We start from the raw sequence: 23,780 nt of genomic DNA, 5'->3' as shown, positions 1-23,780 counted from the left end.
AAGAAGAGAACTATGTGTTCGCCATTGCACTATGACCAACGGCGAGCCGTCCCGTCGTCGTCCTGCCTTCGGCTCACCACCTGACGCGCAAGCTGCCGCTGGCGCCGAGGACGGAATAGCCGTCGCCAATCTGGGCGTCGAAACCGGCGGAGATACTCATGTTGCCGCGCAGATTGACCTGAAGTCCCGCATGCAGGTCGAGCGCGTCGGTGACGACCGGGATCGGTGTTCCGGAGAAAGTCAGGTCCGGCGCCTCGGCAAAGCTGCGCGAGACATCACGCTCCGGGCTGAAGTCGTGCATCCAGGCGGCGCGCAGGAAGGGGGCATAGGTTGTCCCGTTCGTTCCCTGCCACAGGCCGTCGAACTGCACGCCCAGATAGACCGGCAGCGCTGTGATCGTGCTGGAATCGTAGGTCAATCCAGCGCCCAGAGAACCGAAACTCTCCGTGCCCGATCCCAGCCAGAGCTGCATGGGCTGGAAAGCGGCGAAGGGGGTCAGCGTCGCGCTGTCGCCGATGTCAAAGCTGTAGCCGATTTCAATCCGGCTACCGAGGAGCGTTCCGTCAAGATCCGTATCTGTCGCGAGGTTGAGGCCGAGCGCATAGAGGTTGCGGTCGAAGTCGGCGCTGCCATAGTCGAGCGTGGCGATGGCGGAGATATAGGCTTGTCCCATCTCGTAGACGCCATAGGCGCTGAACCCGCCATAGGTGGTTGAGGTGCTGGCGCCGTAGTCATCCGCCGACAGGTTGGTGGAGGAGAAGTTGCCGGCGAAACCGACCAGCGCGGGCAGGTCCGGCAGTTCCCCATCCGTGCCGATGGTGATGCCGAGCAAGGTGCCCGAGAGCCCGCCGCCGGTGGTCGAACTGCCCATGGGAGCGCCCCAGAAATACGACGTCGCCGACGTTTCGCGGCTCCGCGCCGCACCGGTCGCGTTTGACGGCGCCGCGTGACGCTGGCGCAGGCGCCAATCATCCATCTGATCGGTGACGCTCGCCATCGCTGCCGATGTCGCGTTGATCATGCTCTGGGGGACCAGCGAGACCGCGCCGCCCCCGAGCGTCTGATAGGAGGTCTCGAGCCGGTCGACGGTCGGGATGTCCAGCAGGGCCGGGACAAGGGCCTGGAACAGCCCCGACGAGCCCCGGGTCTGGATGATGCCGATGGTCTCGCCGATCTCCTGCGCATCCGATGACAGGCCCGCGGGAGTGAAGTCGATAAGGGTGTCGAGGCTCAGAAGCGCCGAGGAGCCGGACAGCGAGAAGTCGAGAATCGCCGTATCACCCATCGCCGTCAGGCCCAACCAATCGACGCCGCCCGCCGCGCTGAGGAAGGGCACAGAGAACGCGCCCGGCATGGCCAAGCCCGGCCGATAGACCTGGCCCACAATGGCGCCCGAGAGTTGGGCTGTCCCACTCACGGTGAACTGGTCGACCCCGAGCGATATCTGGTCGGTGCGCACCACGAGGCTGCCGGTCGCGCCCTGAACGAGTGACCCATCAATGGCCGTCGAGCCGAGGGTGGTGGTGCCCCGGCGCAGCACGCCGTCGTTGCGCAGAACCGATTGCGGTCCGCCAAGGTCGAGGGACGAGCCGGCATAGATCGTTCCGGTGGACAGATTGACGACGCTGTTCACGAAGCCGTCGGCGAGCGAGATGTTTCCGAACAGGTCGCCGCCATTGGAGACCTCGGTGAAGCCGCCGCTGGCGCGGATGGCCATGCCCTCGGCGCCGTCGACGGTGGAGAGCCGGCCGTCATTGTTGATGTAGTTCTCGGAGCCGACGCTCGTGATCGCCGTGCCGCCCGCGCCGCCGATGACCGTGGCGCCCGAGGCGATGTTGATGATCGGGTCGCCGTAGTTCTGTGCATTGATGCCGTTCGACCCTGCGCCGGTGGCGATGATTGAGCCGCTGCCCACGACACTCACGGTCACCTTGCCCGAATTGGCGGGCGTGCCGTTCACCAGTTCAGCGGTTGTGCCGTTGATGACGAGACCGCCGCCATTGCTGACGGACTGGGCGATGACGCCATCCGCGCCGGCACCAGTGGTGGTGATCGACCCCGACACCGTCACGGTGACGGAATCGCCCGTGCCGTCGCCACCGCTGGCGGTCCAGCTCGTTGCCGCGTCGCTCAGCACCACGCCGCCGCCGCCGCCGATCGACTGTGCGATGACGCCGGCCGCATTGGTGCCGCTGGTGGTGATGTTGCCATTGATGGTGAGCGACACCGCCGCGCCATCGGCTTCGGTGCTGTTGGCGGCGAAGCTGACTTGACCGGGAGCGCCGACGACCACGCCGCCACCTCCGCCGATCGACTGCGCGAGGATGCCAACGGCACCGACGCCGGTGGTGGAGATCAGCGTGTTCACGTCGGTGCTGACGGTGACGGTGTTGCCGGCGCCGCCGCCCGTGCCGCCGAGCGTTGCCGTGCTCGCCGGGACGGTAGAGAGGCCGCCGCCGCCGCCGATGGACTGAGCCAGCATTCCGATGGCGAAGTCGCCGGTGGTTGAAAGCGTGTACTGCGCCCAGGTGGACGAGACGATGCCGGCGTCACCGCCCGCGCTGCCGCCGAGCGTCACGCTCGCCTCGCTGGTGCTGCCGAAGCCCGGGGCTGCCGCGATGCCACCGCCACCGCCGATCGACTGGGCGATCATGCCGACCGCCCGCGCGCCCGTCGTCTGGATCGGGGCATAGGAGACGAGCGAGACCGCGCCACCTCCGCCGCTACTGGTGCCGAGCGTACCGAGCTGGACGGTGCTGCCGGAATCGAAGGATGGGCTCCCGCCTCCAGCGACAAGACCGGACAGGCCGCCGCCCCCGCCGATGGACTGGCCGACCATGCCATAGGATTCGACGCCGCTCGTCGCGAGGTTCCAGTAATTGGTCACCGTGACGGACTCGCCGGCGCCGGTAACGCCATTCGAACCGCCGAGCGACAGGGTGGCGGAGGACGTGGCAAGGTTCGCGTCGAGCGTCACTGTGCCGACGGCGAGACCGCCGCCGCCGCCGATGGATTGGGCCAGCACCGCGGGCGCGAGGGCGCCGCTCGTCACGATGCCCACCTGCGTGGTGAAGGTGATCGTGCCGCCATCGCCCCCCGCGCCGCCCGTTCCGCCAAGCGCCACGCCGGCCGCGTAGCCGCTCGCCCCGTCGCTGGTGTCGGCCGATGCCGTGACGCTGCTCAAGGAGGCTGCGCCGCCGCCGCCGCCGACCGACTGGCCGAGGATGCCGGCCGCGCCCAGCCCGCTGGTGGTGATCGATCCGGAAATCGTCCACAGCGATAGGTCGCCGCCATTCCCGCCGGCGCCGCCGCTGGCGCCGAGCGCGAAACTCGTCCCGCTGCTGCTCGCGCCGGCTGTGCTCGACGTCGAGATGCCGCCAACGCCGCCGCCGCCACCGATGGACTGCAACAGCATGGCATGGGCGCCACCGCCGCTGGTGGTGATGGGGGCGCTGTTGTACTGGCTCATCGAGACGGCGCCGCCGTTATTGCCGGTGCCGCCGCTGCTGCCCAGCGTCACGGCCCCCGCCACGGTGCCGCCCGAGGCGCTGGAATGGCTGGCGCCGCCGGCGCCGCCACCACCCGCGACCGACTGGCCGAGCACGCCGATGGCGCCGTAGCCGCTGGTCTGGACCTCGGCGTTCACATTCACATTGACGCTGCCGCCGATCTGGCCCGTGCCGGCCGAGCCGCCGAGGCCGAGCGCGATGTTGGCGTCGCCGCCGCTTGCGGAGGTGCTGTTGCTGGCGCCGCCGACGCCGCCACCGCCGCCAACGGACTGTGCGAGGATGCCGTGGGCGAGCACGCCATAGGTGACCGTGCTGGCGTTCTGCGTTGCCGACACGTTGCCGCCACTGCCGCCACTGGCCCCCGAACCGCCCAAAGCAAGGCTCAGCGCATAAGTGCCGCTATTGGCATTGGTGGTGCTGGCGCCGCCCGCGCCGCCGCCGCCGCCCACCGATTGGACGAACAGGCCGACCGATTGCGCGCCGAGCGTCAGGATCGGAGCATAAGTGGTGACCGTCACATTGCCGCCCGCGCCGCCGCCGCCGCCCGACCCGCCAAGTCCCATCGCCAGGGCAACGCCGTTCGAGGTTGAGGTCGAGGTGCCGCTGCTCGACGCCGAGGAGGTCGCGCCGGAGCTGTCGCTGGTGCTGCCGCCGGTCGCGGCCGCGATCAGCGCGCCGCCATTACCGCCGCCTCCACCCACCGATTGGGCGAAGACGCCGTGGGAGGTCGCACCGGCCGTGGCGATGCCCATGAGATTGGCCTCATCGACCGCCGCATTGACGGTGACGTTGATCGTTCCGCCATCGCCGCCGCCCGTCCCCGAACCGCCGAGGCCGAGCGCCAGCGCCATGGTCCCGCCCGTGGAATCCGTCGTCGAGGAAGATCCGCCATTGCCGCCGCCGCCACCCACCGACTGTGCGAAAACGCCGGCGGAATTGGCGCCCGTCGTCTGCAGGGTGCCAATGGTGGTGACAGTGACAGTACCGCCCGCGCCACCCGCGGTACCATTGCCACCGAGCGCCAGCGAGCCGCTATATTCACCTGCCGAGCTGTTGGTGCTGCTCGCGCCCCCATTGCCGCCGCCGCCGCCGACCGATTGGGCGAAGATGGCCGGGGATTGGTCGGCGGGAACGAGGCTGTTGGTCCCGGTCGCGAGATTGAAGCCTGTGAATATTCCGTAGGTGTTGGTGACCGAGACCGCATTGCCATCGCCCGCGGTCCCACCGCTGCCGCCGAGGCTCATGGCCAGCGAATACCCGCCATCGCTTCCGGATTGCGCGCCGGGCTTGCCGCCGCTTTGCCCGGCCGCAGACGAGGTGCTGGAGCCGCTCGCCGAGCCCGACAGGCTGCCGGTGGCGCTGGATGAGTTGCCGCCGGAACTGGACGAGCCCGGCGCGGCAGCGGCCGCGCTGCTGGACGCGCCCGACCCACCTCCGCCGCCCACGGACTGGGCAAAAATGCCTGCCGCGTTCGGACCGAGGGTGTTGATGAAGGTGGAGCCTGAGGCGGCTCCCGAGGTGACGGTGACGGTGCCGCCGTCGCCACCGTTGCCGCCGCTGCCGCCAAGGCTCATGCTCACCGCAGCCTGCCCGCCACTCGAGGCGGTGTTGGAGGATGACCCGCCCACGCCGCCGCCGCCGCCCACCGACTGGGCGAAAATGCCCATGGCCTGGAGGCCGGTGGTCTGTATGGAGCCGGTGGATCCCACCGAGACATCGCCACCGCCGCCCCCCGGCCCGCCCCCGCCGCCGAGGCTGAAGGAGGCGGCGTAGGAATCGCCATTGGCATTGGTGCTGCTCGCGCCGCCGCTGCCGCCGCCGCCGCCGATGGACTGGGCGAGGATGGCCGTGGCCTGGTCGCCATAGGTGAAGATGGCGCCCGCATTGACGACATCCACGATATCGCCCGTGCCGCCGAGGCCGCCAAAGCCGCCAATGGTGAGGGACGCGGCGATGCCCGAAACCGCCCCATCGCTGCTGCTTTCCGGCTGGGAGCCGGAACTGCCCGAGATCGCCGAACTGACCGTGCTGGCGTCCTGTCCGGCACCGGCTCCCGCGACCGAGGTCACGCCGCCCTGAAGCTCCTCGCCGTCGCCGGCATTGCTGGTGCTGGAGGCCGCGCCGCCATTGCCGCCGCCGCCGCCGATCGACTGCGCGAGAATGCCGTAGGACAGCGCGCCGTAGGTGACAAGCTGGCTGCCATTGGTCACATAGGCTTGGGCACCGCTACCGCCGCCGCCGCCAAAGCCACCAATGGCGAGGCCGGCCGCGTAATCGTTGCTCGACGCGGTGGACTGGGTCCAGCCGCCATTGCCGCCGCCGCCGCCGATGGACTGGGCGATGATGGCGGAGGCATGTTGCCCTTCGGTCATGATCTGACCGGACGTGCCGGCCGCGTTGCTATTGACGGTCACCGTACCGCCATTGCCGCCATTGGCTCCGCCGCCCCCAAGGGCGACAGAGACCGAGGCGGTGGAGGAAATGGCGTTCGCGTACGCTGAGCCGCCATTGCCGCCCGAGCCGCCGATGGATTGGGCGACGATGCCGGCCGCCTGGTCCGAGAGGCCGCTGCCCAGACCGGTCTGGATCGTGCCCGCCTGCGTCACCGTCACGTTGAGACCCGTGCCGCCCGAGGCGCCGGAACCACCGATGGCCACGGAGGCCGCGTAACCTTCGGTTTCCGATCCGGCACCCGACAGGCTGAAGGACCGGCTCGAACCGCCATTGCCACCCGAGCCGCCAATCGACTGGGCGAGAACGGCGATTGAGCCGAAGCCGGCCGTGCCGATGTCGCCGGCCGTTACCGTGACGTTTGCCGCATTCTGGCCGGAGCCCCCGCCGCCGCCGGTAGACGACGCACCGCCGACAGCGATCTTGGCATCGCCGCCGCCGGTGGAGCCCGCGCCAGCGATAGCGAAACCGCCATTGCCGCCAGCGCCGCCGATGGATTGGGCGAGGATGCCGATCGACTGGTCTGCATTCGTGGTCAAGTCGCCTGACGCCGTGACAATGACTGTGTTTGATCCGCCCCCGGTGCCACCGCCGCCGCCAACCGAGACATCTGACGCGAAGACGACAGCGCCCGCCGCCGAGGCCGTGAACCCGCCATTGCCGCCATTGCCGCCGATGGATTGGGCTATGATGCCGGGTGAGAACAGGCCGTTTGTCGCGGTGGTGCCATTGGAGGTCACCTGGACAAGGCCGTTTCCTCCACCCCCTGTCCCGCCGGTGCCGCCGATGCTGACAGGGGCGCTCGCGCCGACGCCGAGTTCACCGCCAAAGTCCCAGCCGCCGTTACCGCCATTGCCGCCGATGGATTGCGCGATGATGCCAGCGGACTGGTTATAGCCATACGAGATCACGTCCTGCGTCTCGATGGTAACGCCGGCTGCAGTGCCGCCCGCACCGCCTGAGCCGCCAAGGTTGACGCCCGCTGACAGGCTGTCTCCCAGACCCCCGGCCACGGCGAAGCCGCCGTTTCCGCCCTGACCGCCGAGGCTTTGTCCCACGACACCCGGCGAGAAGGGGCCGTTCATCTGTACGAGTGCGTTGGCCGTGATGGCGACGGCGGCGCCCGCGCCGCCCGCGCCGCCGCTGCCACCGACCGTGAAACTTCCCGAGGCGGAGCCGGAAAAATCGCCGCTGGCGGCAAAACCGCCATTGCCGCCGCCGCCGCCGATGGACTGGCCGAGAATGCCCGGCGCCGTGCCACGTGGCTGCGTGTTGTAGCTCCCCGCTGCGCCGGTGATGACGCCGTAGCTGGTCACCACGACCGTGCCCGCACCCGAGCCGGCTCCCCCGCCGCCGCCGACCGCGATGCCGAAGGCACCGTCGCCCGAGATATCACCCGAGGCGACAAAGCCGCCATTGCCGCCGCCCCCGCCGATGGACTGCGCGAGAAGGACCGGAGCACCGCCATAGTTCGAGGTAAGGTCGCCATAGTTCAGCACCGTCACGTCGCCGGCGCTGTTGCCCGCCCCGCCCGCCCCGCCGACAGTGATGCCGGCGGATGCGGAGATGCTGAGATCCGTGTTGACGCTGAAGCCACCGCTACCGCCGCCACCACCGATCGATTGAGCCATGATGGCGCTCGAGCCGGAACCATTGACGGTGATGTCCGCCGATCCGTAGCTGCTGTTGACGGCGCTGTCCTGATTATAGACCCAGACCTCGCCGCCCGTGCCGCCGGCGCCACCGGCTCCGCCCACGGCGAGGCTGCCGGCTATGGAGCCGGCATTCACCGAAATGGTGTTGCCACCAGCACCGCCACCGCCGCCGATAGCCTGGGCGAGAATGCCGTGGGAGCGTTCGCCATTGGTGGTGATGACACCGCCGGAATTGTCGGCGGTTACCGAGGCCGAGCTACCGCCCCCGCTGCCGGATCCGCCCACACCGATGCCAATGGCCGAACCGGCCGTGACGGTGCCGGAAATCGACGCGCCACCCGCGCCGCCGCCCCCGCCAATGGACTGGCCGACAACGCCGGAGGAATCGTCGCCATTGGTGGTGATGCTGGCGGCGTTGGTGCTGGTATAGACATTGTTGCCATCGCCCCCGCTGGCGCCCGCGCCGCCGAACGCCATCGAAAAGCCTCCGACGGACGACCCTGAAAGCGAGACGGCATAACCGCCCGCGCCGCCGCCCCCGCCGATCGACTGGGCGACGATGCCCGGCGAACTATCGCCCTGGGTGAGGATCAGCGCGGAGCTGGCCGGTCCGGAGATGGTTTGCCAGCCGGTGAAGGTGATGGTCGAGCAGGCGTCGTTATTGCCGGAATTGCCGGAATAGGTGTTGCAGTTCACGCCGACCGGGCTTGTGCCACCACCGGTCCCGCCGGTTCCGCCATGGGCGATGGCCGCCGAGATCCCGCCCGAGAGGTCAAACGCCAGGCTGCCGCCGCCCGCGCCGCCGCCGCCGCCGATCGCCTGGGCGAGAATGCCGGCGGAGTTGATTTCAGAGGTGGTGATGTTGCCGGTATTGCCGACGAAGATGCTGGAGCCGCCGCCACCTTCGCCGCCGGTGCCGCCCACGGTGAGCGATACGCCCGCCACCAGCGAGGCGGACCCCGACAGCCCGAACCCGCCCGCGCCGCCACCGCCGCCGATGGACTGGGCGAGAATGCCGTAGGAGCCTCCCGCCGAATTCGGCGTGCCGCTCCCGTTGCAAGCACCGGTGCACAGGTCGCCGGAATTGACCACCACGACCTGCTGACCGTCGCCGCCATCGCCGCCCGTTCCGCCGAGCGCCACCGCAAGGTCCGGAGCACCGGAGAAAGCCATGCCTCCCGAGCCGCCGGCGCCACCGATCGATTGGGCGAAGATGGCGGCGGCCGAGCCGCCGGTCGTGGTGATGCTGGAATAGTTGAGAGCCTCGACCGCCCCGCCATAGCCGGCAGGTCCACCCGAGCCCCCGAGCGCGATCAGGCCGGCAGCGACGCCCGCATTGCCGCCGCCGCCGCCCACCGACTGGGCATAGATGCCGTAGGCACCCGCGCCGCTGGTGGTAAGGGCAGCGTTGGTATTGAGACCGTTCATAACATTGACTTGGCCGCTATCGCCGCCATAGCCGCCGCCGCCGGACACCCCGCCATACCATCCATTGGCGCTGCCGCCGTCGCCGCCATTCCCGCCGATGCTCTGGGCGAAGATAGCCGTCGTCTCGGAGGTGATGGGGGCAAAGTTGAAAACCTCCACCGGACCGCCGGTTCCGCCGGCGCCGGCGGCGCCGCCATTGCCGCTGCTGACGGAGCTGGTCTCGTTGCCGCCATTGCCGCCTTGCCCGCCCACGCTCTGCGCCCAGATGCCGTAGGAATCTGGGCCCGAAGTCGTCAGCGCGACGTAGTTCTCGATGTAGACTTCGCTGCCGCTGCCGCCCGCGCCGCCACCGCCGCCATTAAAGCTGACATTGGACGTGCTGCCGCCATTGCCGCCGCGCCCGCCCTGCGAGATGCCGACGATCCCCGTATAGGTGAAGGTGTAGGTACCCGACTGCGTGCTGGTCTCAATCTGTACATAGCCGCCGCCGCCGCCCGCGCCGCCGGGATAGCCACCGTAACAGCTCCCGCCGCTGCCGCCCGCGCCACCCTGCCCGCCGACCGCGGTCGCCAGAGCCATCGTCGCGTTATAGGTCGCGCCGGAGTTCAATCCGGTCGTGAAGTCGATGGTGGCGGAGTTTGCCGTGCCGCCCCCCGCCCCCGGATAAGGCGGGTAATCGCACACCCCCTGGGCATTCTGGCCGCTGCCGCCCGTGTAGCCGGTCTGGTTATTGCTGGAGAGGGTGCTGGTCCCGATCGCGGGTGCCGTGCTCTGGGCGGCGGCAGAGGCGGTCAACGCACACAGCGCCGCTGACGACATCAGTATTTGCAGGGATCGGCGGGGAGCGGCAGCGACGAGCGGTTGATAAAGCAACGTCAGGACGTCGATACGCATTTCCTGGTCCACTGCAAAACGACGCCAGCGTCGCCAGCACCGACCACTACATTTCAGGGAGACGGTCCCCTAAGTAAGGTTTGGAGACACGGCGTGCTATAAGCAACGTCACATTTTGGAATCATCGGCCGGATAGACTTGAGTTGCGTCGAAGCATGGTTGCCTCGCCTGGAGATTGCACACCGTTTCCCGAAACCGTCGGGAGGGTGTTGAGCGATGCGGCGCTCGGCGACCTCATGGCGGCGCCCGGATTTCCAGCGGCCGTTCGGGCGGCTGCGGAAAATGCCGTGCGGATTTATGACGGAAGCTGGATTCGAAACCGGTTGCTGAATGATCGCGGTCGGGTGCTGACCGTCCTGCTCATTCTGGATCTCCATTTCACCGAAAGCGGCGGCAGGGGGGTTACCGGAGCGCGGCTGCGCCGGGAGGTCGTGGATCTCGGCGTGTGCAGCGCCGGCCGAGCCACGGCCTTCCTCGCCGCTCTGCGCTTCAAGAATCTGCTCACCGTCTCTCCGAGACGCGATGCAAAGGAACGGCGTCTGATGCCGAGCGCGGCGCTTCTGCAGATGCACCGCGAGCGCTGGGACGGCATGTTCGCGGCGATTGCCCACATCGACCCGGAGGCCGCGATGGACGCCGGGGCATTACCAGACGATCGGCTCTATGGCCCATGCCTCCACGCCATGGCGGAGTGCTTCAGACAGGGCGTCCGGGCCTTCGACGCCGCCCCCGAACTCCGTAACGTGGCGGAGCGCGACGCTGGGCTCGTCATGCTGGTGTCGCTCCTGGCCACGGCCGACGCCCTGTCCATCACCCAGCTCGCGCGGCAATTCTCCGTCTCCCGCGCTCATGTCACCAATGTCCTGCAGCTTGCCGAGACATACGGGCTGGCGTCGAGAGAGCCGGGCCGGAACGGCTATCGAGCAGGCCCGGCGCTGCAACCGGCCCTCAAGCGGTTCTATGCCGTCATTTTCCTCATCTTCCTGACGGCGTTGAGACAGGGGGAACGACAAGCTTACAGCTAGATCGGCGCAAGAACACCTTCGCCAAGCTGAACGGCTGCGCTCGCGGGTGTGTCGCCGGAGCGAGCGAAGGCGAACGGTTAGGCCATCAGCAAGGCGAGCCGTTATTCGCGCATGCGACCTTCATGGTGCATAGAAATGGATATTATCCCAGCGCCTAAGCATCTGAAAATATACAGAAATCGGCGGGTGGCTCGCACCGCCGGATAGAATCGGCGGTGTGGCGGGCAGTGAACGACCAAGAAGAGAACTATGTGTTCGCTATAGCCCTATGACGCATGCTGACCCATGCCTGCCCCTCGCCGCCTTTCAGCGACGTCCGCCTTGCGCCCTCATTGCGGACATTCGGGTTCGAATGGGCGGATCCCCAAAAGCGGACGAACATCATTGCGATAGCCTCACGATCAAAAGATAGTTCGAATCGCGCCGGCCGCGCCACTTAACTCCTGAAAAAACCTGACGAATTTCAGAACTTTGCCTCTCTGTCGGCGGCTCTGCGTGGTCTGAATAGCCACGGAATAGCCACCGGAACGAATGTCGGGCGTCGCGCGCTCATGCATGCGGGCGCTTCCGGCGGCAGCCACCTTGATCGCTTCAGCACGACCGAGAGGGCTGCGATGGTCCTTGCGGGCCTCGGTGGCGCGCAGAAGCGTGATTTGGTAGCCATTCGATGCGCTTGCGCCGCGTTCGATGAGAGGCACGCCCGGCGTGGCTGAAGGGCGGGTGGCGTTCGCTGCGTGGAGATAGAACAGCAGGCGACGCATCCTCGAAATGCCTGCTTCGGACGCTAGACAATCTTGCCGCGGGTTTCAGTTCAAACGCTGATGCACCCGGTCGCCAGGGCAAAGATGGCCGTCCCGGCGCCCGCGATCGCGGCCGCGAACAACAGCCGTTCGGGGGGCGTGAAGATCGGCTGGCCACGCTCGCGCTGCGCAAGGATGAAGAGGGCGGTGCCCGGCGCATAGATCACCAGGGACAGCAGCAGGAACTTCAGTCCGCCCGCATAGATCAGCCCGACCGTATAGAGCGTGGCGAGAGCGGCGCGAACCAGATCACCCGTGCGACCCAGATCGCCCGCGCCCGTCTTGGCCCCATCGGCATAGGTGTCTCCACTCCACGCCAGTTTCAGCGCATAGGCCGCGACCAGAAGATAGGGCAGCAGGATCATCGAGGAGGTGAGCTTGAGCGCCAGCAGGAAGGCCTGCTCGGCAAACAGCGTCATGATGAGGAAGAACTGCACCAGAAGATTGGTCAGCCACAGGGCCGCGAATGGCACGCCATTGCGGTTTTCCGCCGCCAGAAAGGCCGGCATGGTCTCCATGCGCGCGGCCGAGAACAGGACTTCGGCCGCCAAGAGCGACCAGGAGAGATAGGCGCCGAGCACCGAAACGATGAGCCCGACGGAGATGAACACGGCGCCCCAGGGACCGACGACCGCCTGCAGCACGCCGGCCATCGACGGGTTGCGCAGGCCCGCCAGTTCCGGGCGCAGCAACACGCCATAAGACAGCATGGTCACCAGGACCAGCAGGCACAGCACGCCCAGAAAGCCCATCAGCGTCGCCAGTCCGACATCCGAGCGGCGCCGCGCATAGCGCGAATAGACGCTCGCGCCCTCGATGCCGACAAAGACGAACACCGTGACCAGCATCGTGCCCCGCACCTGGTCGAACAGGCCGCCGGCATCCACGCCACCCCAAAAATTCGCGGCGAAGATCTCGGCCCTGAAGCCGAAGCCGACGAACACCAGGAACAGCAGGATCGGAATGATCTTGGCGATGGTGACGATGGTGTTGAGCGCCGCTGCCTCGCGCACGCCGCGCAGGATGAGGAAATGCACGGTCCACACGCCCAGCGACGACACCGCCACGGCGATGACGGTGTTGCCATCGCCAAAGATCGGAAACAGCGCGCCGAGCGTCGACTTGATCAGCACCCAATAGGACACATTGCCGAGGCAGCAGACGGTCCAGTAGCCCAGTGCCGAGGCGAAGCCGAGATAATTGCCGAAGCCATCCTTGGCATAGGCGAACACGCCGGCGTCGAGATCCGGCTTGCGACGCGACAGGGTCTGGAAAACGAACGCCAGCATCAGCATGCCGCCGCCGGCGATGCCCCAGGCGATGAGGGCGCCCAGACCGCCGGTCACTCGCCCGAATGTCTGCGGTAGCGAGAAGATCCCGGCCCCGACCATGGAGCCGACCACCATGGCGGTCAGCGTCGGCAGCGCGAATTTCTGGTCCGTGGGCTGAGTCATCCGAGCGCCTCTATGACGATGGTGGCGCTGCCTCCCTCTCCCCATCGGGAGAGAGAGAGGGGTCTCGTTCAGTAGTCGACCGCGTCTCGAATGATCGGGCAGGTCATGCAATGCCCGCCGCCACGCCCGCGCCCGAGTTCGGAGCCGTCAATGGTGATGACCTCGATGCCGGCCTTGCGCAGCAGCGTGTTGGCGTAGGTGTTGCGGTCATAGGCAAAGACGACGCCCGGCGAGGCGCAGACGAGGTTGGCCCCCGAATCCCACTGGGTGCGTTCGCGCATATAGTCATTGCCGCCGGTATGGACGACCCGCATTTCCTTCAGGCCCAGAGCCTCGCGAACCGTCTCAACCAGCCCCCCCTTGTCCTTGCGCAGTTCGACACCGCCCTTGCCGTCCGGGCGGTAGGAGAAGCAGTCGATCTTGTCGACAATGTCGGGATAGAGCAGCACGCAGTCGCGGTCAGCGAAGGTGAAGACGGTGTCGAGATGCATCGCCGCCCGCAGCTTCGGCATGGCGGCGATGATGACGCGCTCGGCGGCGCCCTGCGCGAACAGCGCCGCGGCCGCCTGGCTGATCGCCTGGCGCGAGGTGCGCTCGCTCATGCCGATCAGCACGTTTCCCTTGCCGATCGGCATCACATCGCCGCCTTCCAGCGTGGCGAGGCCCCAATCCTTCGTGGGATCGCCCCACCACACCTTCACCTTGCCGGCGAAATCCGGATGGAATTTGTAGATCGCGGTGGTGAGGATGGTTTCTTCGTGCCGCGCCGGCCAGTAGAGCGGGTTCAGCGTCACACCGCCATAAATCCAGCAGGTCGTGTCGCGGGTGTAGAGCGTGTTCGGCAGCGGCGGCAGCAGATATTCGTTCACCCCGGCGGCGTCGCGGATCAGCGCCAGCGTCTCGCCGCCAATGGTGTCGGGGAATTCATAGGTCGAGAGGCCGCCGATCAGCGTTTCCGCCAGCTGGCGGTTCGGCAGGCCGTCGAGATAGGAGCGCACTTCATCGACAAAGCCGACGCCGATCGCGTTCGGCACCACCTGATGGTCGAGGATCCAGGCTTTCGCCTCGGGAATGGCGACCGTCTCGGTCAGCAGGTTGTGCATCTCGACCACGTCGATGCCGCGGTCGCGCATCTTGGTGATGAAGTCGAAATGATCGCGCTTGGCCACATCGACCCACAGCACATCGTCGAACAGGAGCTGGTCGCAATTGCTGGGGGTCAGGCGCTGATGCGCGCGCCCCGGCGCGCACACCATGACCTTGCGCAGTTGTCCGACTTCGGAGTGAACACCGAAGGGGGTTTCCATCATGGGACTCCTATGACTGGTCGATCAGTGTGTGATGGTGCCGGTGAGCAGGCCGACGGCCCCGACGGCCCCGGCCAAAACCGTGATGGCGAAGACAAGCAGCTCGGCGCGGGTGAACACGCGCGCCTTCTGCTCGCGGCGCGCCCAGAAGTAGAGGAGGATCGTGCCGGGCACGAACAGCACGGCCACGAGCAGCACGTATTTCAGCCCGGCGGCGACGAACATGAACAGCGTGTAGATCACGGCGATCCAGGCGACGATCTGATCGCGGCGGCGCTCCTGCGGGTCTGCCTCATAGCCGACGCCGCTGCGCGCCAGCAGCACGCCGTAGCCGGCCACCAGTAGATAGGGCAGCAGCGAGGTCACGCTCGTCATGTCGAGCATGAAGTTGAAGGCGTCCCGCGACCAGTAGGTCGAGATGACGAAGAAGGACACCACGCCATTGGTTAGCCACAGAGCATTGGCCGGCACGCCGTTACCATTCTGGGCCGCGAACAGTTTCGGCATGTCCTGCGACTTGGCGGCGGCAAAGAGCACTTCGGCGCAGATCAGCGACCAGGCGAGATAGGCCCCAAGGACGGAGACCAGCACGCCGATGGAAATGAACACCGCACCCCAATGCCCGACGACAAGCTCGAGCGCGCCCGCCAGGGACGGGTTGCCCACGCCGGCGATCGCCGCGCGCGGCGCATTGGCATAGGGCAGCATGGTCACGGCGACCATGAGGCCGGTCACGGCTACGAAGCCCAGGATGGTGGCGGTGCCGACATCCGACCGCTTCTTGGCGTAGCGCGAGTAGACGCTCGCCCCTTCAATGCCGAGGAACACGAAGACGGTGATCAGCATGGTGTCGCGCACCTGTGCCAGCAGCGTCTTTTCCGGCATGTTCACGCCGCCGAAGAAGTTCTCCGCGAACTGCGCGTAATTGAAAAAGAATATGAAGGCGAGAATGGCCACGACGAGCGGCACGATCTTGGCAATGGTGACGATGGTGTTGATGACCGTCGCCTGCTCGATGCCGCGCAGGATCATGAAATGAAAGGACCAGATGCCGACCAGCGAAAGGGTAATCGCCGTCGCCGTGCTGCCGTCGCCGAACAGATCCGGAAAGAAGCGTCCGAGCGTCGAGTTGATCAAGACCCAGTAGAAGACGTTGCCAAGGCAGCTTCCGAGCCAATAACCAAAGGCCGAAATGAAACCCATGTAATCGCCGAAGCCGGCCTTGGCGTAAGCGAAGACGCCGGCGTCGATGTCGGGCCGTCGTCCGGCCAATGACTGGAAAACCCGGGCCAGCATGTACATGCCGGTTCCGGCGATCATCCAGGCGATGATCGCGCCGAACGGACCGGTGGCGGTTGCAAAGCGGCCGGGCAGGTTGAAAATGCCGGCGCCGACCATGGAGCCCACCACCACGGCGGTCAGGGTGGGAAGCGAGAGCTTGCCAGCGGAGGTTTCCGCCATGTTGCGCCTCTTGAAAATGCAGGGAGCGTCGTGCGCTCGACCTATAGACCAGCTGGCATACCAATAAATGGGCTTTCCGTCCCAATTATTGGCGATGAGTCCCAATCTACACGTTTTACCCTACGCCATATCCACGAAATGCTACAAGCTTGAAAGAACAGTGGCTCGCGTCCGAAATAACGCCATGAGCGTTGCTCGCAGGTGCAGCATGAACTCTGTATTGCCCGACGAGGCCGGTGCCGAACGCGCGCGGCCACGGCCCGCTAAGCGGCGAGCCGACGAAGCAGGTCGGCAAGGCTCGGCATGTGGCTGCAGGCCACGCTGGTTCCCTCAAGGCCGCCTATTCCCCGCCGACCCATCCGGCACGCTTCGCGGGCGTCCTTTGGGGACACGCCGAATTCGTGCCGGAAGGTACGGCTGAATACCGACGCATCGGGAAAGCCCCAGTGCTCGGCAATGCGCGTGATCGGGCGGACATCCATCGGGTTGAGCAGCGCGTGCCGCGCCGCCAGCAGCCTTTGGCGCCGCACATAGGCCGATATGCCACCGATCGGCTCGAACAGTCGGTAGAGCCGAGAGCGCGACACGCCGAGTTCCTTGCAGATCGCGTCCGGGGTGAGGGCCGGCTCCGTCAGACGCTGCCGGATGAGCCTCCGTGCCCGTTCGAGCAGTGCAAGGTCGATGGGCGCCTGGGATTCGGCCACATGGTCAGGGGACGGTTGTGCAACGGCATTGAGGAAGCAGCGCGTCGCCTCGACGAGGTGATCGATGTCGTGGGGTTCGATGAGTGGCAGCCGGCGATCCAGCGCCAGCATCAGGTCGCCCAGCAGCGTTCCCGGGCCATTGGCGAGCGGCACGTCGAGGAAGTTGTCGAGGCACGAATCGGCCAACAGGTTTCGCGGCACGAACAGTGTTAGAACCCCGTCATCTTCGATTTCCGTGGTGAGCGGCCGCGCCAGTGAGTGGATGCAGGGCCGCGCTTCCGGCTTGGGATGCGCCAGCCCCGCCTCGTCGAAGCGGCACGGCAGCACGACGTACCAGTGGTCGAGCACGCCCTTTGGCAGATGTGTCCAGCGGACAGGATGACCTTTGCGCGGCAAGCTTGTGCTGGTCAGCACGAGGCGGCCGAGTGGCCAGATGCGCTGCGACATGGCGAAGGACGTCTGGCCGTCCGCAGGCGGGACTATGTCCATAATCGCCTCATGGGCGACGCGGAACGCCCCGAATTGCTGGTGCGGCGGCAGGGAGGCGGTGGTGAACAGGATGGGATGCACGTGCGTCGTTCGATCGGGAAAGCTTCTTAACGCGCGAAATCGCATCTTCCCCAAGGATCGCACAGGCCCGCGTGACAACTGGACATAGGGTGTGAAAAGACGCGATAGTCTTCGGAGCGGGTACTAACGTGCGACCGAACGACTGCCAGGAACGATGCGGCTTTGCCGGCGGCCCGTTGCAACGTTTGGACGGCGGGCGCGGATTGTGGCTTATGAACGAGCGGCACAAGTTGGATCTGGATTTTCGAGCCATGCGCTCGAGTCTGGGAGTCGGCGAGTTCGTGCGCTCCAGCCAAGTGTTCGCACGTGCCGATGACGTGTTTCGCGCCAGGGAACATGGCTACCGCCGCATCGACAACTTCACCCTCCTTCACGTCATGAATTTCGACGTGGTCGAGTCCTACAGTCTCAAGATGGTGCGCACCGATCTCGTCTGCATCCAGGCCGTCGTGGCGGGCCGCTACAGCCGCTGGATCGGCCAGCGCATGGATGTCATCAACCCGCACATGCTGCAGGTCAGCAATATTCCCCTGTCCGTGTCGGATACCGATGCCGGGGCACGGCTCCGTGGCGTCCTGATCGTCTGCGAGCGCCGGCACTTCATCGACCGATACGGTCTCGACATCGACCGTGTGCCGCCCGCCTACCGGCCGATATTCATGTCGCAGCACGGGACACAGGAAGTTCTGTCACTGCCGCTCTCGCCGGCGGGCATCGCGATGGTCGACCAGATCGTCTCCTGCCGTTATGCAGAACCGCTGCGCGGCGTCTTTGTCAGCGCGAAGGCCGTCGAGATCCTTTGCGACGTCGTCTCCCAGCTACACGGCCTTCGCCAGCGCGCCGCGCCGCGCCTGATCGGCGAACAGGCGAAGATAAGGGCGATCCAGACGGCAGCGGCCATTTACCGCCGCGAAATCGCCGATCCGCCCACCATCGAACAACTCGTTCGGCGTGTCGGCCTCAACCGCAACGAATTGTCCAAGGGTTTCCGCGACCTATTTGGTGTCACGCCCCATGCCTATGCGCATGCGCGCCGCATGGAACATGCGCAGGAAATGCTGCGGGGCGGCGATCTCGCGATTAGCGAAGTCGCCCGGCGTATCGGCTATGAGGGCTATTCCAGCTTTGCCCGCGCTTATCACGCCTATTACGGATGCACGCCGTCACCGGCGGAAGCCGGGGAGTAGCGCGGGGTACGCTCAGGAGATCGACCTGTGAGCCGTCTCCGGCATACGCCAGACCACAAGAAGGCTCGTGGTCGAAGCGACGACGACATAGCCCACGGGCGCCAGTGGGTTGTCCAGTGTTGAGGTCAACCAGACGGCAATAAAGGGCGCGAAACCGCCGAACACAGCCGCCGCTATGGCATATGACACCGACGACCAGCGCGAACGGTCGGGCGTCGAGAACAGCTCGGCCACCACCGCCGGAGCCGGGCCCGAATAGAGCGCGATGGCGACGCCGCACAGCACTTGTACGGCAACCACAAGCGGGAAGCTGCGAAGGGTGACGATCATCCACAGGGCGGGGATCACCATCACCAGCACAAGCAGGCAGGAACACATCAGAAAAGGCCGGCGGCCAAATCTATCCGAAAGCCTACCGATGAGCGGCACGAGCAGGATGATGACCACGAGGGAAAGAGTGTTGGACCATGTCGCCTGCGCCGCGCTCAAGCCGGCATGCCGTTGGCCAAAGAGCGGCATGTAAACGAGGAAGATGTAGTAGCAAACCGTCCAGTGCATGGTGAAACCGATCACGGTCAGGCTGGGACGGCGTACGCGCCGCAGCACCGCAGCGGTGGACGTGACAGCCGTGGTGGCACGGCGGTAGACCGGCGTTTCGACCATGCTGGTGCGCAACCAAAGCGCCACAATCCCCAGCGAGCCCCCGATAAGAAAAGGCAGGCGCCATCCCCAATCCTTCATGCTCTCGGGCGAAAGCGTGCTGACGAGGATTGCGGTAACCGCGCTGGCAAGCCCGCTGCCGACGGCAACCGTGACCGACAGGAAGCTGGTGGAGAAGCCGCGCCGACCTTCGGGCGACGCTTCGAGAAGGAAGGCGTTGGCGATGCCCCATTCCCCACCGGCGGAAAGGCCCTGAACCAGCCGGGCCAGCAGGAGCAGTATCGGCGCGGCAAGTCCGATCGCCTCGAAGGTCGGCAGGATGCCGATCGCAAATGTGCCCACGCCCATGAGCCCGGCGGTGATCACGAGGCCAGGTTTGCGCCCCTTCCGGTCACCGAGGCCGCCGAGCACCAGCCCACCGAGCGGGCGCATTACGAAGCTGGCGCCGAACACGGCCAGGGTGGCAAGCAGTGCGGCGGTATCGTCGTGCCGAGGAAAAAACGCTTGCGAAATATAGACCGTGAGCAGCCCGTAAATGACGAAGTCATACCATTCGAGAACATTGCATAGCAGCACCCCGATGAAGGCGCGACGCCGCGGCGTGGCAGTGTGTTCCGGATCATGCAGGGTCATCATGAGTCGGCCAGGGTTGGCCATGGCAGGCAAGGCAACGAAAGCATGCTGTCTCGGAGGGCTTGGACATGTGTGATGGTAACTAAGCATGGCCGCCAGGAGCGGAGAAGCGGCTTTGTTTCACGCCGGTCGCCGCAAAGAATGTTGCAGCGCAACAAAGCGGCTGCTACCGATGTATCCTGTCCGGTTCACAAAGGTGGCGCTTATGCGACGTCCTACATCCGCCGCGCCACGCCGACAGCCAGTCAAAACCGACAATTCTGACGCACGCACAGCGCGCGAGCCGGTCCTCATCGATCTGGCCTTGCAGGGCGGTGGTTCGCACGGCGCCTTCACCTGGGGCGTACTGGACCGGCTGCTTGAGGAGGCGTGGCTGGAGATCGAGGGCATTTCGGGCACCTCCGCCGGAGCGATGAACGCGGCGGTGACGGCGGATGGCTATGCCGCCGGCGGGCGGGAGGGCGCCCGCGCCGCGCTCGACACCTATTGGCGTTACGTCGCTGACGCGGCACGCTTCAGCCCGTTCCAGCGCGGGCCGCTCGATGTGCTTCTGGGCCGCTGGACACTGGACCATTCGCCGCTTTTCGTCACCATGGATCTGATGTCGCGGCTCTATTCGCCCTATGACCTCAACCCCGGCGCCTCCAATCCGCTGCGCGCCGTGCTGGAGAAGGCCATCGATTTCGGGCGGCTTCGCACGTCGCCGGTCAAGCTGTTCATCACCGCCACCAATGTGCGCACCGGGCGCGGTCGGGTGTTCCGCAATGCGGAGATCACGCCCGATGTGCTCCTCGCCTCGGCCTGCCTGCCGACCCTGTTCCAGGCCGTGGAGATCGACGGCGACAGTTACTGGGATGGCGGCTATTCCGGCAACCCGACCATGACGCCGCTGGTGCGCGAGTTGAAATCCGATGACACCATCCTCATTCCGATCAACCCGGTGGAGCGGCCCGGCACGCCGCGCACCGCGCCGGAAATCCTCAACCGGCTCAACGAAGTCTCGTTCAACGCCGTGCTGCTCAAGGAATTGCGGATGATCGCCCTGCTCCGGCAGGTCGCCGATCCCGGCAATAGCGAGGGCTCGCAATGGGCCAAGATGCGGATACATCTCGTGCGCAACTCCATCATGGACACTTTGGGCTATTCGTCGAAGCTCAACGCGGAATGGAAGTTCCTGAGCCTGCTCCGTGACGAAGGCCGCAAAGCCGCCGATGCGTTCCTGGCGGCAAATGCCGATAATATCGGCCAGCGCTCCTCGGTGGATCTCGACGTGCTGCTTGAGGGGGTGTGAGCCATGGGCCTGCTCGGCATCCTGCTCGGCCTCGGTCTTCTCGTCTGGTTCGCCTATCGCGGCTGGAGCGTCTTGCTGCTGGCGCCGCTCGCGGCGCTGACGGCCGCGCTGCTGTCCGGCGAGCAGCTGCTGGCCAGCTGGACGCAGACCTTCATGGGCAGCGCGGCGAGCTTCGTCGGGCAGTTCTTTCCGCTGTTCCTGCTCGGCGCGCTGTTTGGCAAGCTGATGGAGGACAGCGGCTCGGTCTCGGCCATTGCCGACTTCATGACCGCAAAGCTGGGGGCACAACGTGCCATTCTCGCCGTCGTGCTGGCCGGCGCCATCGTCACCTATGGCGGCGTCAGCCTGTTCGTCGCGCTGTTCGTGCTGGCGCCGATGGCGCAGGCACTATTCCGAGCCGCCGACATTCCCCGCCGGCTGATGGCGCCGGCCATCGCGCTGGGCACCTTTACCTTCACCATGATGGCGCTGCCCGGCACGCCGGCGATCCAGAATGCCATTCCCATGCCCTTCTTCGGCACGACTCCCTTCGCCGCGCCGGGGCTCGGCCTCATCGCCTCCGCCATCATGCTCGGCTTCGGCCTGTGGTGGCTTGGCCGCGCCGAAGCGGCGGCGCGCCGGGCGGGTGAGGGGTTCGGTGACGGCCGCGCCGAGGTGAACGCGCATCTCGACGATCCCGGGCTGCGCGAGCGGGCGACCACGGCGCGCGAGTTCGACCCGGCCGAGCTGGCGCATGGTCACCAGAGCGAGGAGCGTCCCTCCATCGGGCTGGCGGCGCTGCCGCTGGGCCTGGTGATCGCCGTAAATCTGCTAATGTCCTTCGTGATCCTGCCGCGTCTCGATTTTGCCTTTCTGGCCGAGCCGCGCTGGGGCGGGGTGCAGTTGTCGGCGGTCAGCGGAGTCTGGTCGGTAGCCGTCGCGCTGGCCGTGGCGATACTGGCGGCGCTCATCATCAATTGGCATCGCCTGCCCAAATTGCGCGAGACCATGGACGCGGGCGCCAACGCCTCGGTTCTGCCGATCTTCTCGGTAGCGAGCCTCGTGGGATTCGGTGCCGTTGTGGCGGCACTGCCGGCCTTCGCGCTGGTGCGCGACTGGGTTCTGTCGATCGACGGCGGGCCCCTGGTTTCGCTGGCGGTCGCGGTCAACATCCTCGCCGCGCTCACTGGCTCGGCGTCGGGCGGGCTCACCATCGCGCTCGACGCGCTGGGGCCCGTGTTCCTCGAACGCGCGGGCGCCCTTGGAATCGAGCCGGCGCTGCTGCACCGCGTGGCCGTGATGAGCGCCGGCACGCTCGACAGCCTGCCGCATAGCGGCGCGGTGGTGACATTGCTCGCCGTTTGCGGCGTGACGCCGAAGGAAAGCTATCTCGACATCGTCATGGTGGCTATCGTTGGCGCCATCCTGGCCCTGGTGGCGGTCATCGGGCTCGGCTCGCTGACGGGCAGTTTCTGACCGCCGCGCGGCTATGGCTGCGATATGCCTGCGCCGGTCCTGACGAGTGCGGCGCCCTTGGAAGGGCAGCGCTGACGGAGAGACGATGCCAGCAATCGAAGTTTCCGGCCTCCTCACCTTTACCCTCGCCATTGTGGTGTTCTTCGCCGGCGCGGGTATCAACCGGGCGATACCGCCGCTCGGCCGGTTCAATATTCCGGAGGCGGTGACCGGCGGTCTGCTGGCGGCGCTGTGCACGCTCGTCGCTTATCGCTTCTTTGGCACCGCCATCGTCTTCGATCTCGACGCGCGGGACATGCTGCTGCTCTATTTCTTCACCGGCATCGGCCTCAATGCCCGGCTTGACGATCTTCTCGCCGGTGGCCGTCCATTGCTGATCCTCCTCGCGCTCACCATTGCCTATCTCATCATCCAGAACCTGATTGCGCTTGGCGCTGTCAGCCTCCTCGCCCTGCCGGATGGGCTCACCGTGTTCCTGGGCTCGGCCTCGCTCATCGGCGGCCATGGGACCACGATCGCCTGGGCACCGCTGATCGCCGAGCGCTTCGGCGTCGCCAATGCGATGGAGGTCGGCATCGCTGTGGCGACGCTCGGCCTCGTGCTGGCCAGCCTCGCGGGCGGGCCGATCGCCCGCTATCTCATCACCCGCCACCATTTGAGGAGTGAGCCGGGTCAGGAGGCTGTGGTCGGCCTGCCCAAGGCAGTGAGCGAGCGCACCGATGACGACATCAGCCATGTCAGTCTCCTGCGCACCGTGCTGGTGCTCAACGTCGCCATTCTGATTGCTTTGGCTCTGGAGGCCGTTGTGGAGTGGAGCGGGCTGAAGCTGCCGATGTTTGTCGTCTGCCTGTTGGTCGGCATCGTGCTCACCAACACGGTTCCGCGCCTCTTGCCGCGTGTGCGCTGGCCCACCCGGACACGGGCGCTGGCGCTGGTCTCGGATCTCGCCCTCAACGTTTTCCTCGCCATGTCGCTCATGAGCATGCAGCTTTGGAGCATTGGCGGGCTCGGGCTGGCGCTGGTGCTCGTTCTGGCGGTGCAGACCGTGGCCGCCGTGGCCTACATCATCTTCGTGGTGTTCCCGGCGATGGGGCGCGACTACCAGGCCGCCGTCATCTCGGCCGGCTTCACCGGCATCAGCCTCGGCGCCACGCCGACCGCCATCGCCAACATGACCGCCGTCACCAAGGCGCATGGACCTTCCCCGCGCGCCTTCATCATCCTGCCGCTTGTGTCCGCCTTCTTCATCGACATCTTCAACGCGGCGGCCATCGGCTTTCTTGCCCGTTGAGTCTG

The 23,780-nt window shown here is 66.5% G+C and carries 12 protein-coding genes; 5 read left to right on the top strand and 7 right to left on the bottom strand.

What is annotated here, in order from left to right; translation table 11 throughout:
• Positions 1–73: 73 nt before the first annotated feature.
• Positions 74–9,937, bottom strand: coding sequence for an autotransporter outer membrane beta-barrel domain-containing protein (locus AncyloWKF20_RS04165; protein ID WP_279316656.1), 9,864 nt, complete (start codon positions 9,935–9,937; stop codon positions 74–76).
• Positions 9,938–10,146: 209 nt separating this feature from the next.
• On the opposite strand from AncyloWKF20_RS04165, the gene AncyloWKF20_RS04160 reads away from it, so the two are divergent.
• Complete coding sequence (locus AncyloWKF20_RS04160; RefSeq protein WP_279316655.1) at positions 10,147–10,962, top strand: hypothetical protein; 816 nt, start codon at positions 10,147–10,149, stop codon at positions 10,960–10,962.
• A 401-nt stretch (positions 10,963–11,363) separates the two neighbouring features.
• Here AncyloWKF20_RS04160 and AncyloWKF20_RS04155 read toward each other — a convergent pair whose 3' ends face one another.
• The 5 genes from AncyloWKF20_RS04155 to AncyloWKF20_RS04135 all read right to left on the bottom strand — a co-directional run bounded on the left by AncyloWKF20_RS04155 (position 11,364) and on the right by AncyloWKF20_RS04135 (position 17,258).
• A complete protein-coding gene (locus tag AncyloWKF20_RS04155; protein ID WP_279316654.1) occupies positions 11,364–11,723 on the bottom strand; it encodes a hypothetical protein in 360 nt (119 codons plus the stop codon).
• Between the two features lie 50 nt (positions 11,724–11,773).
• On the bottom strand, positions 11,774–13,216 hold the full coding sequence (locus AncyloWKF20_RS04150) for a basic amino acid/polyamine antiporter (protein ID WP_279316653.1): 1,443 nt from the start codon (positions 13,214–13,216) through the stop codon (positions 11,774–11,776).
• Between the two features lie 68 nt (positions 13,217–13,284).
• The gene (locus tag AncyloWKF20_RS04145; protein WP_279317877.1) at positions 13,285–14,523 is read right to left on the bottom strand and encodes an arginine deiminase; all 1,239 of its coding nucleotides are present in this window, start codon (positions 14,521–14,523) and stop codon (positions 13,285–13,287) included.
• Between the two features lie 24 nt (positions 14,524–14,547).
• A complete protein-coding gene (locus AncyloWKF20_RS04140; RefSeq protein WP_279316652.1) occupies positions 14,548–15,984 on the bottom strand; it encodes a basic amino acid/polyamine antiporter in 1,437 nt (478 codons plus the stop codon).
• Positions 15,985–16,247: 263 nt separating this feature from the next.
• Positions 16,248–17,258 (bottom strand): helix-turn-helix domain-containing protein, encoded by a 1,011-nt coding sequence (locus tag AncyloWKF20_RS04135; RefSeq protein ID WP_279316651.1) that lies wholly within the window; start codon positions 17,256–17,258, stop codon positions 16,248–16,250.
• Positions 17,259–17,470: 212 nt separating this feature from the next.
• Between AncyloWKF20_RS04135 and AncyloWKF20_RS04130 the strand changes: the two genes are divergently transcribed.
• Complete coding sequence (locus AncyloWKF20_RS04130; RefSeq protein WP_279316650.1) at positions 17,471–18,445, top strand: AraC family transcriptional regulator; 975 nt, start codon at positions 17,471–17,473, stop codon at positions 18,443–18,445.
• Between the two features lie 12 nt (positions 18,446–18,457).
• On the opposite strand, the gene AncyloWKF20_RS04125 is transcribed toward AncyloWKF20_RS04130, so the two are convergent.
• On the bottom strand, positions 18,458–19,741 hold the full coding sequence (locus tag AncyloWKF20_RS04125; RefSeq protein WP_279316648.1) for an MFS transporter: 1,284 nt from the start codon (positions 19,739–19,741) through the stop codon (positions 18,458–18,460).
• 202 nt (positions 19,742–19,943) lie between these two features.
• Here AncyloWKF20_RS04125 and AncyloWKF20_RS04120 point away from each other — a divergent pair, with 202 nt between their 5' ends.
• The 3 genes from AncyloWKF20_RS04120 to gltS all read left to right on the top strand — a co-directional run bounded on the left by AncyloWKF20_RS04120 (position 19,944) and on the right by gltS (position 23,775).
• Complete coding sequence (locus AncyloWKF20_RS04120) at positions 19,944–21,029, top strand: patatin-like phospholipase family protein (protein WP_279316647.1); 1,086 nt, start codon at positions 19,944–19,946, stop codon at positions 21,027–21,029.
• Between the two features lie 3 nt (positions 21,030–21,032).
• Positions 21,033–22,484 carry a GntP family permease gene (locus AncyloWKF20_RS04115; protein ID WP_279316646.1) on the top strand — a complete coding sequence of 484 codons (1,452 nt, stop codon included), beginning with the start codon at positions 21,033–21,035 and terminating at the stop codon, positions 22,482–22,484.
• 85 nt (positions 22,485–22,569) lie between these two features.
• The gene (gltS, locus tag AncyloWKF20_RS04110; protein WP_279316645.1) at positions 22,570–23,775 is read left to right on the top strand and encodes a sodium/glutamate symporter; all 1,206 of its coding nucleotides are present in this window, start codon (positions 22,570–22,572) and stop codon (positions 23,773–23,775) included.
• The last annotated feature ends 5 nt before the right edge of the window (positions 23,776–23,780 follow it).

The sequence above is a fragment of the Ancylobacter sp. WKF20 genome (assembly GCF_029760895.1).
GTDB lineage: Bacteria > Pseudomonadota > Alphaproteobacteria > Rhizobiales > Xanthobacteraceae > Ancylobacter.
This window is presented reverse-complemented; position numbering and strand designations above follow the sequence as displayed.